Origin of the sequence: Streptomyces apocyni (assembly GCF_009739465.1) — a bacterium.
GTDB classification, from domain to species: domain Bacteria; phylum Actinomycetota; class Actinomycetes; order Streptomycetales; family Streptomycetaceae; genus Streptomyces; species Streptomyces apocyni.
The window spans coordinates 71,389-85,475 of sequence record NZ_WHOM01000062.1 but is presented as its reverse complement, the minus strand read 5'-3'; the positions used below and the strand labels follow the sequence as shown (position 1 = coordinate 85,475).

The window sequence follows — 14,087 nt, the reverse complement described above, 5'->3', positions numbered from 1 at the left end:
GTGCCGCCGCGCACACTCGCCGTATGACTACATCGAGTGCACAGACCGAGCCGACTGAGCTGACCGGGCCGACTGAGGCGACCGGGCCGACCGAGCTGCGCAGGACGGTGGAGACCTACTGGGCGGCGGCTGAGGCGCGCGACTGGGACGCCGTCGCGTCCACCCTCGCCGATGACGTCGTGTACGACCTGCCGCAGACCCGTGAGCGGATCAGCGGCAAGGAGAAGTACCTCCGGTTCAACCGCGAGTATCCGGGCGACTGGCATGCGCGGATCGAGCGCGTCGTGGCCGACGGCGACCAGGCCGTCACCTGGATACGTGTCACCGTCGGCCTGGAGGAGATGTACGCCATCGCCTTCTTCACCGGCGACGGGCAGGGCCGGATCAAGGCGCACGTCGACTTCTGGCCGGAGCCGTACGAGCCTCCGCTCGGCCGTGAGCACCTGGTCGAGCGGTACTGACGCCCGCGCCCCCGGCCGGGGGCGGGGTTGGCGTCGGGGTCGGCGTATCGGCGCAACCGCTGTCAGCGGTTGCCCTGGCGGCGGGCCTGCGCCTTCTGCTGCATCCCTCGGGTCTTCGCCGAGATCGACGTCACTTCCGGCTGGGTCCCCTTGCGGCGCGCCTGAGCCTTGGAGATCTTCGACTGCTGAGGGTCCTTGGGGTTGTTGTGGGCACCCTTGGCCATGGTCCACTCTCCTCCTCGCGTCGGAGTGCGTGTGGGACCCACTCTCTCTCCGGGGCCCGGGATCGGCATCTGGATCACCTCCGGGGCACCACTGGGTCACCTCTCGATCAGCTGGACCGGTCGATGAGGGCCTCCAGGCCGAGGCCGGAGCCAGCCGCCCAGGGTCCGCACTCGCTGGTGTCGGTGCGGCTCAGCCTCGCTGAGCGAGCCGAGCATCCGGTGGATCAGTCTTCGCGCCGGCGGAGATCATGGCGTACACCCTGCTGCACATCTACAGCAATCTGCCCTGGTACCTGCGCGAGATGCCCGCCGCGCCGCGCGCCACGCTCGACTCGCTGGCCGAGGCCTGGTTCGGCACCGCCTGACGCCTGACGCCTGACGCCTGACGCCTGACGCCTACGCCTGACGTTTGCGCCCGCCCCTGACGCCCGGCCTCGCAGTACGCTGGTTATGACGCCCAGGTAACCCGGGGTGAGAGTGATGCGCACCCGTTTTGAGCCCGACCGGCAGTTGACCGCCCGCATGGTGGTCACGATGTTCCTGCTCGGACTGCTGTACGTGGCGTTCGTCGCCGCGCTGATCGTGCTGCTGGAGTCCCTCGTCCTGGTGGTGGTGATTGCCGCCGGACTGCTGGCCGTGCAGTACTGGTATTCGGACAAGGTCGCGTTGTTCGCCATGCGTGGCCGGTTCGTCAGTCGCGACGAGCAGCCTGAGCTGTACGGGATCGTCGACCGGCTCTGTGCCACGGCGGACATGCCCGCACCCAGAATCGCCGTGTCCAACATGGACATGCCCAACGCCTTCGCCACCGGCCGTAACGCCGACCACGCCGTCGTCTGCGTCACCACCGGACTGATGCGCCGTCTGGAGACGGAGGAGCTCGAAGGCGTACTCGCGCATGAGCTCTCCCACGTCGCGCACCGTGACGTCGCGGTGATCACCATCGCCTCGTTCCTTGGTGTACTCGCTGGGCTCGTCGTCCGCTTCGCTCTGTACTCGCATCTGTTCGGCCGCCAGCGGGACCACGGCACGGCAGCGATGATCGTGATCGTCATGACCGTCTCCGCCGCCGTGTACGCGATCAGCTTCCTGCTGATCCGGGCCCTGTCCCGCTACCGCGAACTGGCCGCCGACCGCGCCGCCGCCATGCTCACCGGCAAGCCCTCCGCACTGGCCTCGGCACTGACCAAGATCAGCGGTGACATCGCCCGCATCCCCACCAAGGACCTGCGTAACGCGCAGGCGTTCAACGCGTTCTTCTTCACCCCGGCCATGCGGTCCGGCTCGGCGTTCTCCGGGATGCTCTCCACGCACCCCAGCCTGGAGCGGCGTCTGGAGGCACTCGGGGAAATCTCCGCGCAGCTGGGCGGCAAGTCGGAGTAACCGGCAGGCCAGTAAGTCGGCAGGGCTTCGGCAGGGCTTACGAGGAGGTTGATGCGCTCGTGGGATTCTGGGACACGCTCTTCGGCCGGACCAAACCGGTCAGACCTGACCTGGACCAGCTCTTCGCGCTGCCCTCGGCGGCGATCACCCTGCAGGCGGCCACCAGCTTCACCCCGACCGGCGCGGGCTCGGTGTGCTTCGCGTCGCTCGAAGGCGGAGCCTTCTCCGAGGTCCAGCGGGAGGTACACGCCCTGCTGGACTCGGACGCCGAACGCGCCGGGGTACCCGTGGAGTTCAGCCGCGACGCGTACGGCTACTCGTGGATGCTGTCCCGCCGCGCTCCGCAGGACCTGCCCGCACTGGTCAACGACCTGCACGCGGTGAACAGCGCGCTCCAGGGCAGCGGCTTCGGCCCCCAGCTCCTCTGCTCCCTGGTCTCCTTTCAGGAGACCGCGGAGCGGGCGCGCTCCCTCGCTCTCGTCTACCTCTACAAGCGAGGCACCTTCTACCCCTTCGCCCCGCTGCCCGGCGAAAAGCGCGACAACCCACTGGAACTCCAGGTCAAGGCGATGCTCAAGGACGACCTGCGCATCGAGGACGACCTGACGCGCTGGTTCCCGGTGTGGGGCGCGCCGGGCCTGTGACGCGCGGGAGTGGCTAGCCTCCACCGCACCCGAACGACACCACGCACCCGCCCTCGCGGCGTTTGAGCATATGTATGAACCCGAGGTGCTGCGGGTCTGGCGTCTGTCCATGGTGCGGGGGAGGGGCCGCTTCTACGGTCGACGTACGCGAGATCCCGCTGGGCGACCCCCGGCGCGCCTCGTCGGCCAGGGCTCCGTCAGGCCGCCCCCTCGAAGGCCGCCTGGCGGAGCCCTGCCCTCGTATCGCCCTTGGGCGCCTCGCTCTGCGCGAATGCACGGGCGCTTCGCGGGCGTTTCGTAGGTGCTTCTCAGGCATACGGCGCTCCATCGGGCCCCGTACGAGCGAGCCGCACGCTGATGCCGTCCCGTTCCCGGGCCGGAATGCCGTACACCGTCCGATGGGAGCAGACCAGTGCATGCTGAGCGGTACTTCGTCGTGATCGGCAGCGATGTGGCGCGCAGGGTCTGTGGTTCGCTGCGGGCGACGGGGCACCTCGTGTGCCACCTGGAGCACCCCACGGACGACGACCTGCGCAAGGCGCTCGACCGGGAGGTGGCCGGTGTCGCGATCCTCCTCGACGACGATGTCGGGTCCTTGCGCTACGCGCTCGCCGTCGAGCACATCTGCCCGGGCGTCACGCTGGTCGTCACGGTCTTCGACCGGACGGTCGCGGAGCAGCTGCTGCGCGTGGTGCCGAACTGCCAGGTCACGTCGCCTGCCGACGTCGCTGCTCCCGTCCTGCTCGCCGCTTGCCTCCAGCCCGACCTGCTGGCCATCGACCGGACCGCCTCCGGCCACGTCGGTGCCCGGTGGGTGGAGGACGCCGTGAGCCTGGAGACGTACCGGCCGCCTCGCTCCCTCCGATACCGGGCGCGCCTGGGGAAGATCAGGGGGCAGCTGCGACCGCATGACGGTGGCTCGCGGATCATGCTGATCGGCCTCGCCGGGCTTTTCGCGGTGCTGCTCGCGGACTGGATCTGGTCCGTGACCCGCAATCACCGTCCGCCGGTGGAGGCCTTCTTCGAGGCCGTACGGACGGTGGCGACCGTCGGTCCCGTGGTCGCGCACGGCTCCCACTCCTATCTGGTGTTCGCCAGCCTCGCGATGCTCATCACCATCGTCTTCACCGCCGTGTTCACCGCGGGCATGGTCGACCGCCTGCTGTCCCCTCGCGCGATCGGCATGGTGGGCTCCCGGGCGCTTTCCCGGGCGGGCCATGTGGTGGTCGTGGGGCTCGGCCAGGTGGGGCTGCGGCTGTGCACCCGGTTGCAGGAACTCGGCGTCGGAGTGATCGCGGTGGAGCGGGACGCGGCCGCCCCCAACCTCCGCCTGGCCAGGGCCCTGGGCGTCCCCGTCGTCATCGGCGACGCCACCGACAGGTTCGTCCTGCGCAAGCTCAGCCTGCACACGGCTCAGGCCATGGCCGCCGTCGCCTCCGACGATCTGGACAACATCGCGGTCTCCGTCGCCGCGCGAGCGGTCGCTCCTGATCTGCGCGTGGTCATCCGGGCGGGTGACCACGAGGCGATCGCCGAGACGCAGTCCCTGTTCCGTATCGGCATCGTCCATGACCTGGGCAGTCTGAGCGCCGCGTACACGACCGCGAGCCTGGTCGGGCTACGGCCGCGTGGCGTGCTCGCGCACGGCAGGCGGCTCCTTGTGGAGTGCGCGAACGGGAAGTTCGTGCGGTGGCCGCACGCGGTCCGGTGCGATCACCAAGGCCATCACGAAAGCCATCACCAAGGCGACCACGAAAGCCATCACCAAGGCGACCACGAAAGCCATCACCAAGGCGACCACCAAAGCCATCACCAAGGCGATCCTCAAAGCAACCACCAGCAGGCCGATTCAGCCGGGGCGGTCTCGTCCGGACGGGACTAGTGTTAGGAATAGCCCATGAACGTACGTATCAGCACAAAGCGGATCGCCACCGAGCGATTCGCCCTGCTGAACGTGCGCAGCGCCGCTGGCCAGGTGTTCGTTCTGCAGGTCGTGATCGTGGTGCTGCTGGTCGCGGCCGCGGTGACGGCCCTGGTGATCCAGGCGAGGCGGGACAGCACGCTGGACGCCGAGCACCAGTCCCTGACAGCAGCCGAGGTGTTCGCGCACGCGCCGGGCATCGTCGAGGCGCTGGAGAGCCCGGACCCGACGGCGGTCCTGCAGCCACGCGCCGAGGCCGCCCGGCAGAGCACGGACGTCGACTTCATCGTCGTCATGGACACCGACGGGATCCGCATCACGCACCCCGACCCGGCCCGGATCGGGCAGAAGTTCATCGGCACCATCGAGCCGTCGCTGGCCGGGCGCACCACCATCGAGACCGCCGAAGGGCCCGTCAGGCGCGGGGTGGAGACGGAGGTCGTCCAGGCGGTGGTCCCGGTGACCGACACGGAGGGCTCGATCGTGGGCCTGGTGTCCGCCGGGCTCACGGTGCAGAGCGTGGCCGGTCTGGTCGAACAGCAGCTGCCGATCATCCTCGGTACCGGCGCGGGCGCGCTCGCCCTGGCCACAGCCGGAACGGCGCTGGTGTCGCGGCGGTTGCGGCGCCAGACCCACGGCCTCGGTCCGGTCGAGATGACGCGGATGTACGAACACCACAACGCGGTGCTGCACGCGGTCCGCGAGGGCGTACTGATCACCACGGCGGACGGCAGGATTCTGCTGGCCAACGACGAGGCGCGGCGGCTGCTCGACCTCCCGGTGGACGCGGAGCGGCGCCATGTGGCGGACCTGGAGCTGGACGCGACGATCACCCGGCTGGTCACATCCGGTGAGCCGGTCACCGATGAGGTGCATCCGGCCGGCGGCCGCTTGCTGATGGTGAACATCCGGCCCACGGCCCCGTACGGCGGATCGACGGCCAGCGTGGTGACCCTGCGGGACACCACGGAGCTGGCGGCGGTCACCGGGCGGGCCGAGGTGGCCCGGGAACGGCTGGCGCGGCTGTACGAGGCGGGGGTGCGGGTCGGCACCACGCTGGACGTGGTGCGTACCGCGGAGGAGCTGGCGGAGCTGGCCGTCCCGCGGTTCGCCGACATCGTCACCGTCGAGCTGCTGGAGCCGGTGGCGCGTGGCGGAGAGCCGACCGGGACGACGGCCATGCGCCGTACGGCCGTCCGCGGCGGGCAGCGGGAGCGGGAAGCGATGTACCCGGTGGGGGAACTGATCACGTTCCTGCCGACAACGCCGCAGATGCGGGCCCTCGAGTCGGGGCGGGCGGTCCTTGAGCCGGATCTGCGAGAGGCGCGGGGGTGGCAGCAGCAGGCTCCCGACCGGACCCGGAGGGCGCTGGAGTCCGGCGTGCACTCGCTGGTGACGGCGCCGTTGAAGGCCCGGGGTGTGGTGCTGGGGCTCGCGGACTTCTGGCGCTCGGGTGACACACCCGCCTTCGACGAGGAGGACCTGTCGTTCGCGGAGGAGCTGGCGGCCCGGGCGGCGGTGGCCATCGACAACGCGCGGCGGTTCACCCGGGAGCACACCATGGCGGTGACCCTGCAACGCAGTCTGCTGCCGCGCGGGATGCCGGAGCAGGACGCGTTGGAGGCGGCCTGGCGCTATCGGCCCGCGGAAGCGGGTGTGGGCGGGGACTGGTTCGACGTCATCCCGCTGCCGGGAGCCCGGGTGGCGCTGGTGGTCGGCGACGTGGTCGGGCACGGCCTGCACGCGGCGGCCACGATGGGTCGGCTGCGTACCGCCGTGCACAACTTCTCCGCGCTGGATCTGCCGGTGGACGAGCTGCTGGGACATCTCGACGACCTGGTCACGCGCATCGACAGTGAGGAGAGCGAGAGCGCCGACGGCGATCGCCCGGACGGGCATGAGAGCGCGGAGGTGACCGGCGCGACGTGCCTGTACGCGATCTACGACCCGGTGACCGGGCGGTGCACGATGGCCCGGGCCGGCCACCCCGGTCCCGCGGTGGTGTGCCCGGACGGGTCCGTCATCCATCCGGACGTACCGGCGTCGCCGCCGCTGGGTCTGGGCGGCCACCCCTTCGAGACCGCCGAGCTGCACCTGCCCGAGGGCTCACAACTGGTGCTGTACACCGACGGGTTGATCGAGAACCGGGACAGGGACATCGGCACCGGCCTCGAGCAGCTGCACGACGTGCTGGCGGGCGAGCCGGGGCGCACCCCGGAGGAGACGTGTGTGGCGGTGATCGACGCGATGCTGCCGGAGCATCCGTCCGACGACATCGCCCTGCTGGTGGCCCGCACCCGGTTGCTCGCGCCGTCGAAGGTGGCTGAGTGGGAGGTGCCAGCGGACCCGGCGGCGGTGGCCCCGGTACGCGCGGAGTGCGGGGCGCAACTGCGGACCTGGGGGTACGAGGAGGTCGGCTTCGCCGCGGAACTGATCCTCAGCGAGCTGATCACGAACGCGATCCGGTACGGGGCTCCGCCGATCAAGGTGCGCCTGCTGCACAACCGCAGCCTGATCTGCGAGGTCTCCGACGGCTCCATCACCTCCCCGCACCTGCGCCGGGCCGAGACGATGGACGAAGGCGGGCGCGGGCTCTTCCTGGTGGCGCAGTTCGCCCAGCGGTGGGGGACGCGCTACACCCCAGGCGGCAAGATCATCTGGACCGAGCAGCGCCTCCAGGACGGCGCGGACGTCACCCCGGGCGACAGCGACACGCTGAGCGACGCCATCCTCGCCCAGTTCGACGACGACACCTTCTGAACCCTCTCGACGACACCTTCTGAACCCTCGCCGTGTCCTCGAGCCGGGCCTGGCCGGGCCGTCGCGCAGCGGTGGCCGGGCCCACCCCCGTGGAACCCGGCCACACTCTGGTGGAGTATTGCCCTGGAGAACGTACACCCTGGTTGCGGGCGCTCGTCAACTAGAGTGGGTAGCAGCCACCGATTTCCGCGCTCATTACGTACTGGAGTGGACGCGGTAATGACCGTGATAAGGACGTACCGGACGTGACAGACGACGAGCCGCGCACCTTTGCGCAGTTGCTGGATTACCTGTTCAAAGAGGTCCATCCGGAAAGTCGCGGACCCTACACGTACGCCGAGGTCGCCGAAGGCATCCGGGAGGCTTCGGGAGGCCGGGGCAAAGGGCTCACCGCGAGCGCGATTCAACAACTGCGCACCGGTGTCAAGAAGAACCCCACGATGCACACCATCAAGGCGCTCGCCGACTTCTTCGGCGTACCCGCTGGCTACTTCGTCGACGAGGAGGCCGCGCATCGCACCCGAGCGGAGATCGCCGTACTCGCGGCCATGCGGGACCGGAACGTCCGCACCGTCGCCCTGCGCGCCAACGGCCTGAGCACGGAGACCCTTCAGATGGTGACGGCGGTGATCGAGCAGGCCCGGGTCCTGGAGGGCCTCCCGGGTGAAACGACGCCGAACACCCTCAACCTGGACGACTAGGAGCAACCGGAATCCGGTAGCAGCGATCGGAATCGGTAGCAGTACGCGGAATCCGGTAGCAGTGCTCAGAATCCGGCCATTCGGCCAGAGCGCGGAGTTCCCCTTGGACCGGCCCGGACGTTCGCCTAAACTTTCGAGCGTTTTGGTGCCGGGGATTTCGGATGGGGTCCGGCCGTACAGGGTCAGGTCACGCCCCAAGGGGGTCAGACCCGAGCAACGTCAGGACCGGACAGGACATGGACCTTGAGCGGCTGCGCCGCGAGTGTGAAGAGCGCGTGGACGCGCTTCGGCTCCCTCACCGCTTCAGCACCCGGGACCTCTGCAACGCCGTGGCGGAAACGCGCGGCCGTCCGATCATCCTCAGGCCCCTGAGCACGCTCGGCGCGATCGACGCGCCCTGCGGAATCCGCCTGGAGACGCCCGACGCCGACCTCCTCTTCTATGAGGAGGGAACATCCGCGCTGCACCAGAACCACATACTCGCGCACGAGGTCAGCCACATCATCTGCGACCACCCGGGCAGCCTGGAGCTGAACGCCGACGCCGTCCACGCCATCGGCTTCAACCCGACCCTCGTCCAGCGTATGAACGGACGCACGAGCTACTCCACGGACGACGAGCGCGAGGCCGAGATGATGGCCACCGTCATCCGGCAGCACATCTACCGCGGACGTGAACTCCCCCCGAGCGAGCCCGGCACGGGCGCCGACCGCTGGGAAGCGCTGTTCGCCAAACCGACCAGGAAAGGCCGTCGGCACCCATGATCGACCTCTTGTTCGCGGGGGTGGCCATCGTGCTTCTCCTCGCCGCCGGTTACTGGGTTCGCGGGCGAGGCGGCCACAGACCCACAGGCACCTGGGCCGTGGCCTCGCTGCTGGGGTCCTTCGCCCTGGCCTTCGCCTCGTACGTGTCGGTCGTGGAACGCGCCGCCGAAAGCGTCGTTCCGGACGTCGGCCGCCTCCTCAGCAACTCGTTCACGCTGGCCGCCGCGACGTCCGTCCTGGCGTTCATGCTCCAGCTCAACCTGGAGCCCGACGAGGCGCGGCGAAGCATCCGGCTGCGCGTGCGCTTCCTCGGGATCTCCGTCGTCGGCATGACGGCACTGTTCGCCGCCGGGCAGATCTACGACGAGTCGCCCCAGCTGTACGCGCTGTACGTGCTGGTCTACATCACGTATCTGGGCGTCACCGCGAAGGACTTCGGCCAGCAGACCTGGAAGCAGTCCCGCCACTCGCGCCGCACGAGCCAGCGCATCGGACTACGCGTCACCGCCGTCGGCTGCGTCTTCGCGCTGCTGTACGCCGCGTACAAGGTGTTCGCCCTGGTCACCATCGCGCTCGAACTGAACCTCATCCCGCACGGCGCCCGGTGCGCGACGCCCATCAGCCCCTTCCGCTGCGTGTTCAGCGTGACAGCTCCGGCCCTGGCCGTACTCCTGATGATGGTGGGCCTGACGCTCCCGGCGGTCGTCTGGCCGTTCAGCCAGTTCCTGCGCCGCCGATGGGAGGCACGGTCATGCGCCGCGCTCGCCCCTCTGTGGGAGGACATCACCGGCGCGGCACCCGAAGTCGTCCTGGCCCCGGACGAGTTCCACGGGAAGAAGCACGCGGACGACGCCGATTTCCTGCTCCACCGCCGGGTGATCGAGATCAACGACGGCGCGCTCGCCCTGCGCCCGCACCGGTCTCCGCGCGTCCAGGAGCACGCGGAACGGGCCGTCGCCACCCGCGGCCTGGCAGGCACCCCGGAAGGCGACGCGATCGTGGAGGCCGCGATCCTGCGAGCCGCGGTACACGCGAAGAGGACCGGATGCGAACCGCGGTCAGAAGCCGCACCGTCGGCCGCCGGGACCGCCTCCCGGGCGGGCAACCTCCGTGCCGAGACCGAGTGGCTGCTCCTCGTGGCCCACGCCTACTCACAGGACGAGGCCGCACGTACCGTCGGTGACACCGACACCGACACCGACACCGACACCGACACCGACGTACTGGCATCCTCGGGAACGGACCCGCAAGCGTGACCGACCCCTTGCAGGACCCGCGGTTCTTCGCCGATCCCTACCCGACGTACGCGCGGCTGCGCGACGCGGCGCCGGTACAGAAGGTGCCCACCGGTTCAGGAGGGCGCTACAGCTACCTGGTCACGGGATACGCGGAGGCCCGGGAGGCATTCACCGATCCTCGGCTTTCGAAGAACACCACGCGGTTCTTCGCCGGTCGGCCGTCGCAGCGCGATCTCCACCCGGCCGTATCCCAGAACATGCTGGCGACCGACCCCCCGCAGCACGCACGGCTGCGGGCGCTGGTGACGAAGGCGTTCACCACGGGGGCCGTCGCGCGGCTGCGCCCCTACATCGCGGGCCTGGTCGACGAGCTGCTCGACGCCTGGCCGGATCACGGACGGGTGGATCTCGTCGCGGGTCTGGCGGTACCGCTGCCGGTCACGGTCATCTGCGAGATGCTGGGGGTACCCGAAGCCGATCGCCAGCTCGTGCGTACGTGGTCGAGCGATCTGTTCGCCGCTGGAGATCCCGGCCGGATCGACGCCGCCTCACACGCCGTCGCCGGTTACCTGACCGACCTCGTCGCCTCCAGACGCGACGCGCTCGGCTCGCCCGGAGGGCCCGGCGAGCGCGGCGAGCCCGGCGCGTGTCTGCTCGACGACCTCATCGCCGTACGCGACGGCCAGGACCGGCTGACCGAGGACGAACTCATCTCACTTGCCGTGCTCTTGCTCGTGGCAGGCCATGAGACCACCACCAACTTCATCGGCAACGCGGCCCTGGCCCTTCTCCAGCACCCGGAGTCGCTCACCCGGTTGAGGGCCGAGCCGCAGCTTCTCGGGGGTGTGCTGGACGAGTTGTTGCGCTTCGACTCGCCGGTCGGGGTCGCCACGTTCCGCTACAGCACCGAACCGCTCACGCTCGGCGGGACCGAGATCCCCGCAGGCGTCCCGGTGCTCATCGCCCCCGGCGCCGCCAACCGCGACCCCGCCCGATTCCCCAACCCGGACCAACTCGACCTCACCCGCGGCGGCACCGGACACCTGGCCTTCGGCCACGGCATCCACAGATGCCTGGGAGCCCCCCTCGCCCGAGCCGAAGCCGAACTCGCCATCGGAGCACTCCTCTCCCGCTTCCCCCAGGCCCGTCTCGCCACCCCCACCGAGGAACTGACCTGGCGCCACACACGGTTGATGCGCGGCCTCACCTCCCTGCCCCTCCTCCTGTGACCCTTGCCCCCTTAATCCTTTGACGACAAGGACGGGGACGATGAGGTGGGGCCTCCGTCCGCCTGGGTGCGGCTCGACTGTCGGGGAACCGTGGAGCCGCCATAAACTCAGAGGACCGGGGGGACGGCCACCCCAGGAGGACGCGATGTTGCGGCAGACCAGACTGGCCGACGAATCGGCAGACTACCTCGACGCCCGCGAAGAGCTGCGCCAGGCCGAGATCGACCTCATGCGCCACCGCGAGAAGGTCGCGGCCCGGCGACGGGCGCTCCCTCAGGGCCCGCCCGTCGCCGACTACGTCTTCACCGAGGGCCCCGCAGACCTTGACGCTGGCGACACACCGGTGCGCGAGGTCACTCTGAGTGAGCTGTTCACCGCCCCGGACCGCCCACTGATCATCTACCACTTCATGTACGGCAAGCTGCAGGCCGACCCCTGCCCGATGTGCACCCTCTGGATCGACGGCTTCAACGGCATCGCCCACCACATCACCCGCAACGCCGACTTCGCCATCGCCGCGGCCGCCGACGTACCCACCCTCCGGCAGCACGCCCGGAACCGCGGCTGGAACCGGCTACGGCTCCTGAGCTGCGGCGACAGCACGTTCAAGTACGACCTGGGCAGCGAGGACAAGGACGGCGAACAGGACTCCACCGTCTCCGTATTCACCCGCGACGGCGACGGCACGGTCCGCCACTTCTACTCCACCCACCCCCGCCTGGCCGACGACATCGACGAGCGCGGCATCGACCTCCTGGCCCCGGCCTGGCACCTCCTCGACCTGACACCACAGGGCCGCGACGACTGGTATCCAAGCCTCGACTACTAACCCCCGACGACCACCGCCACCAACACCAAGGCGAACCACGGGCCCGCCCATCCGATTGTCAGCGAACCTTGACCACCTGCGGGTGCGCAGGTCAGGGAGAGGGATGGGCGTCGGTCTGCGGGCTTACCGGTGAACGTATCTTGCCGCCGCTGCCAGGAACCTGTCCAAAGACTGCTCGGCGGCAGAGCTGGCCGCGTCGAAGGCGTGGCGGTCGGTCGCCTTGTGTATCTGGGCCGTCGCGGTTATCGCACCCTGCGCGAGCAGCAGGAGAGGCTCGTCCTGCACCAGCAACCGGGCCCTGTAAAACGCCTGCTGAGCCGCCGAACGGGTCCGGTACGAGTCCTCCCGCGCAGACAGGTACGGGGCGCCCTCTGGGTCCTCAGTGCGGCGAAGCCAACGGTCATACTGACTGCGCCGCTGCTCCATCACGGCAGCCGCCAGATCTGCGAGTGCAGCACGACGACTACTCCGCTCCTCCGACCGCCGCTGGAACTGATGACCGACGTAGACGCCGACCAGCGTGCCGACCACAGCGACCAACGTGTTCAGGGCCTCCGGCATACGCAGAGTTGACCACGGCAGCCCATCGGAAGGGAGGCCCCCGAACACCACGTTGGGCTAGGGCAGGGCGACAGTGTGCCGTGCGCAGGGCCTCCATCAGCAATACGTCTTCGGCGACAGGGACGACAGCCACCAGGCCATCACCGGATTGGTCTCCGACCGATCCGCCCGGCGGGCAACCCGCCGCAAGTAGGGCACCGATGGGCTGCGCAGGAGAAGCGCACCGGTACTTTCCCGGGCTGGTTCGAATTCCTGCCGTTGGAGGAGGACCGCCCTGAGCGCGATTCCGCACATGAACTCTCCGGTCGGCGCCAACAGCGCTGACTGACGCTCCGCTGTGCCGGAGTGAACTTGTCAGTGCTCCGCGCAGGCCGGGCATCGGGCGTACGGCATCTACCAGGCCATGCGCAGTGCTGACATGGGGGCGGACCTCGCGCGGGCCTCTGCTCGCGAGTAATCCGCCGCCAGGCTCTCGGGCCGCACCCGTGGGTCGGTTCCGACGGCGGGTGGACTGCCTCAGGCTGAGGCCGGTGGCTCGGCCGATGCGGCTGCCCGGCGGTATTCGGCGTTCATGCGCTGGGCTTCCTCGAGCTGGTCTTCGAGGACGATGATGCGGCAGGCGGCCTCGATGGGGGTGCCCTGGTCGACCAGTTCGCGCGCGCGGGCGGCGATGCGCAGCTGGTAGCGGGAGTAGCGGCGGTGGCCGCCCTCCGAGCGCAGCGGGGTGATGAGGCGGGCTTCGCCGATGGCGCGGAGGAACCCTTGCGTGGTGCCGAGCATTTCGGCGGCCCTGCCCATGGTGTAGGCGGGGTAGTCGTCGTCGTCGAGACGGCCGTACGAGTCATCTGCTGTCATTTGCACCTCTCTGGGAAACGCGTTGAGGGGCCCTGGTGCCGTACTGGCACCAGGGCCCCGAAGGAACTACTACACCACCTGCCGGCCCTGATACTGCGCCGGCCTTCTGTGTCCGCGTGCCCGACCTGACTGCTGCCGGGGCTGCGGGGATCGCGGTTGCTTGACCGGAGACCACCTCACTATCGATGTCCTGCGGTACCCGGACTCAGACTTCCGCCCGGGCGATCCTGATGGCGCGGGTTCCTCCGTTCTTCCTCGGTGATCAACTACTTACTGCGGGTACTGCGGGTACTGCGTACTACGGGTACTGCGTACTGCGGTACTGCCGGTGATGCGAACTGCTCCGTGGCCTGTGGCAGCGCCACCCTTCGGCAGCCAGCCCCGTTGCCCGTCCTGCGTCTGCTCTGGCTTGGAACCCCACTGCCGAACTTCCCAGTGCGCGCGTCCGCAGCCGACGCCTTCACCAGGGGTACTGCTCACTGACTTCACTGCTGGGTACTGCGTACTGCACTCACGG

Annotated in this window: 13 protein-coding genes and 1 pseudogene; 11 read left to right on the top strand and 3 right to left on the bottom strand. The window is 69.4% G+C overall.

The annotated features are described in order from the left end of the window. Positions 1 to 23: 23 nt before the first annotated feature. Entirely contained in the window at positions 24 to 461 is a 438-nt protein-coding gene (locus GCN81_RS17950; RefSeq protein WP_156725653.1) for a nuclear transport factor 2 family protein, read from the top strand. Between the two features lie 62 nt (positions 462 to 523). Here GCN81_RS17950 and GCN81_RS17945 read toward each other — a convergent pair whose 3' ends face one another. After that, positions 524 to 685 carry a hypothetical protein gene (locus GCN81_RS17945; RefSeq protein ID WP_156725652.1) on the bottom strand — a complete coding sequence of 54 codons (162 nt, stop codon included), beginning with the start codon at positions 683 to 685 and terminating at the stop codon, positions 524 to 526. A 221-nt stretch (positions 686 to 906) separates the two neighbouring features. Here GCN81_RS17945 and GCN81_RS33000 point away from each other — a divergent pair. The 10 genes and pseudogenes from GCN81_RS33000 to GCN81_RS17900 form a co-directional block, all read left to right on the top strand. Beyond that, positions 907 to 1,050 (top strand): annotated as a pseudogene (locus GCN81_RS33000) (aminoglycoside phosphotransferase family protein); the annotation flags it as partial. Positions 1,051 to 1,165: 115 nt separating this feature from the next. After that, positions 1,166 to 2,068 carry a zinc metalloprotease HtpX gene (htpX, locus tag GCN81_RS17940; RefSeq protein WP_156725651.1) on the top strand — a complete coding sequence of 301 codons (903 nt, stop codon included), beginning with the start codon at positions 1,166 to 1,168 and terminating at the stop codon, positions 2,066 to 2,068. Positions 2,069 to 2,127: 59 nt separating this feature from the next. Further along, on the top strand, positions 2,128 to 2,712 hold the full coding sequence (pspAB, locus tag GCN81_RS17935; protein WP_156725650.1) for a PspA-associated protein PspAB: 585 nt from the start codon (positions 2,128 to 2,130) through the stop codon (positions 2,710 to 2,712). Between the two features lie 412 nt (positions 2,713 to 3,124). Further along, positions 3,125 to 4,594: an NAD-binding protein gene (locus GCN81_RS17930; RefSeq protein ID WP_231626799.1), complete on the top strand. Its 1,470-nt coding sequence runs from the start codon at positions 3,125 to 3,127 to the stop codon at positions 4,592 to 4,594. A gap of 15 nt (positions 4,595 to 4,609) precedes the next feature. Next, positions 4,610 to 7,393 carry a SpoIIE family protein phosphatase/ATP-binding protein gene (locus tag GCN81_RS17925; RefSeq protein ID WP_156725649.1) on the top strand — a complete coding sequence of 928 codons (2,784 nt, stop codon included), beginning with the start codon at positions 4,610 to 4,612 and terminating at the stop codon, positions 7,391 to 7,393. A gap of 245 nt (positions 7,394 to 7,638) precedes the next feature. Then, positions 7,639 to 8,094 (top strand): helix-turn-helix domain-containing protein, encoded by a 456-nt coding sequence (locus tag GCN81_RS17920; protein WP_156725648.1) that lies wholly within the window; start codon positions 7,639 to 7,641, stop codon positions 8,092 to 8,094. A 236-nt stretch (positions 8,095 to 8,330) separates the two neighbouring features. After that, on the top strand, positions 8,331 to 8,858 hold the full coding sequence (locus GCN81_RS17915; RefSeq protein ID WP_156725647.1) for a regulator component: 528 nt from the start codon (positions 8,331 to 8,333) through the stop codon (positions 8,856 to 8,858). Continuing rightward, the gene (locus tag GCN81_RS17910; protein WP_197287689.1) at positions 8,855 to 10,114 is read left to right on the top strand and encodes an MAB_1171c family putative transporter; all 1,260 of its coding nucleotides are present in this window, start codon (positions 8,855 to 8,857) and stop codon (positions 10,112 to 10,114) included. Before GCN81_RS17915 ends, GCN81_RS17910 begins: the two co-directional genes overlap by 4 nt. Continuing rightward, positions 10,111 to 11,325, top strand: coding sequence for a cytochrome P450 family protein (locus GCN81_RS17905; protein ID WP_156725646.1), 1,215 nt, complete (start codon positions 10,111 to 10,113; stop codon positions 11,323 to 11,325). Before GCN81_RS17910 ends, GCN81_RS17905 begins: the two co-directional genes overlap by 4 nt. Positions 11,326 to 11,470: 145 nt before the next feature. Continuing rightward, positions 11,471 to 12,154, top strand: coding sequence for a DUF899 family protein (locus GCN81_RS17900; RefSeq protein WP_197287688.1), 684 nt, complete (start codon positions 11,471 to 11,473; stop codon positions 12,152 to 12,154). A gap of 123 nt (positions 12,155 to 12,277) precedes the next feature. On the opposite strand, the gene GCN81_RS17895 is transcribed toward GCN81_RS17900, so the two are convergent. Beyond that, on the bottom strand, positions 12,278 to 12,715 hold the full coding sequence (locus tag GCN81_RS17895) for a hypothetical protein (RefSeq protein WP_156725645.1): 438 nt from the start codon (positions 12,713 to 12,715) through the stop codon (positions 12,278 to 12,280). A gap of 516 nt (positions 12,716 to 13,231) precedes the next feature. Next, entirely contained in the window at positions 13,232 to 13,570 is a 339-nt protein-coding gene (locus GCN81_RS17890) for a MerR family transcriptional regulator (RefSeq protein WP_156725644.1), read from the bottom strand. Between the last annotated feature and the right edge of the window lie 517 nt (positions 13,571 to 14,087).

Excerpts from the sequence above, each read along its gene's own strand:
- GCN81_RS17910 (WP_197287689.1), top strand. The coding sequence starts at position 8,855 with ATGATCGACCTCTTGTTCGCGGGGGTGGCCATCGTGCTTCTCCTCGCC.
- GCN81_RS17915 (WP_156725647.1), top strand. The coding sequence starts at position 8,331 with ATGGACCTTGAGCGGCTGCGCCGCGAGTGTGAAGAGCGCGTGGACGCG.
- GCN81_RS17945 (WP_156725652.1), bottom strand. The coding sequence starts at position 685 with ATGGCCAAGGGTGCCCACAACAACCCCAAGGACCCTCAGCAGTCGAAG.
- GCN81_RS17950 (WP_156725653.1), top strand. The coding sequence starts at position 24 with ATGACTACATCGAGTGCACAGACCGAGCCGACTGAGCTGACCGGGCCG.
- htpX (WP_156725651.1), top strand. The coding sequence starts at position 1,166 with ATGCGCACCCGTTTTGAGCCCGACCGGCAGTTGACCGCCCGCATGGTG.
- GCN81_RS17895 (WP_156725645.1), bottom strand. The coding sequence starts at position 12,715 with ATGCCGGAGGCCCTGAACACGTTGGTCGCTGTGGTCGGCACGCTGGTC.
- GCN81_RS17900 (WP_197287688.1), top strand. The coding sequence starts at position 11,471 with ATGTTGCGGCAGACCAGACTGGCCGACGAATCGGCAGACTACCTCGAC.
- GCN81_RS17890 (WP_156725644.1), bottom strand. The coding sequence starts at position 13,570 with ATGACAGCAGATGACTCGTACGGCCGTCTCGACGACGACGACTACCCC.
- GCN81_RS17925 (WP_156725649.1), top strand. The coding sequence starts at position 4,610 with ATGAACGTACGTATCAGCACAAAGCGGATCGCCACCGAGCGATTCGCC.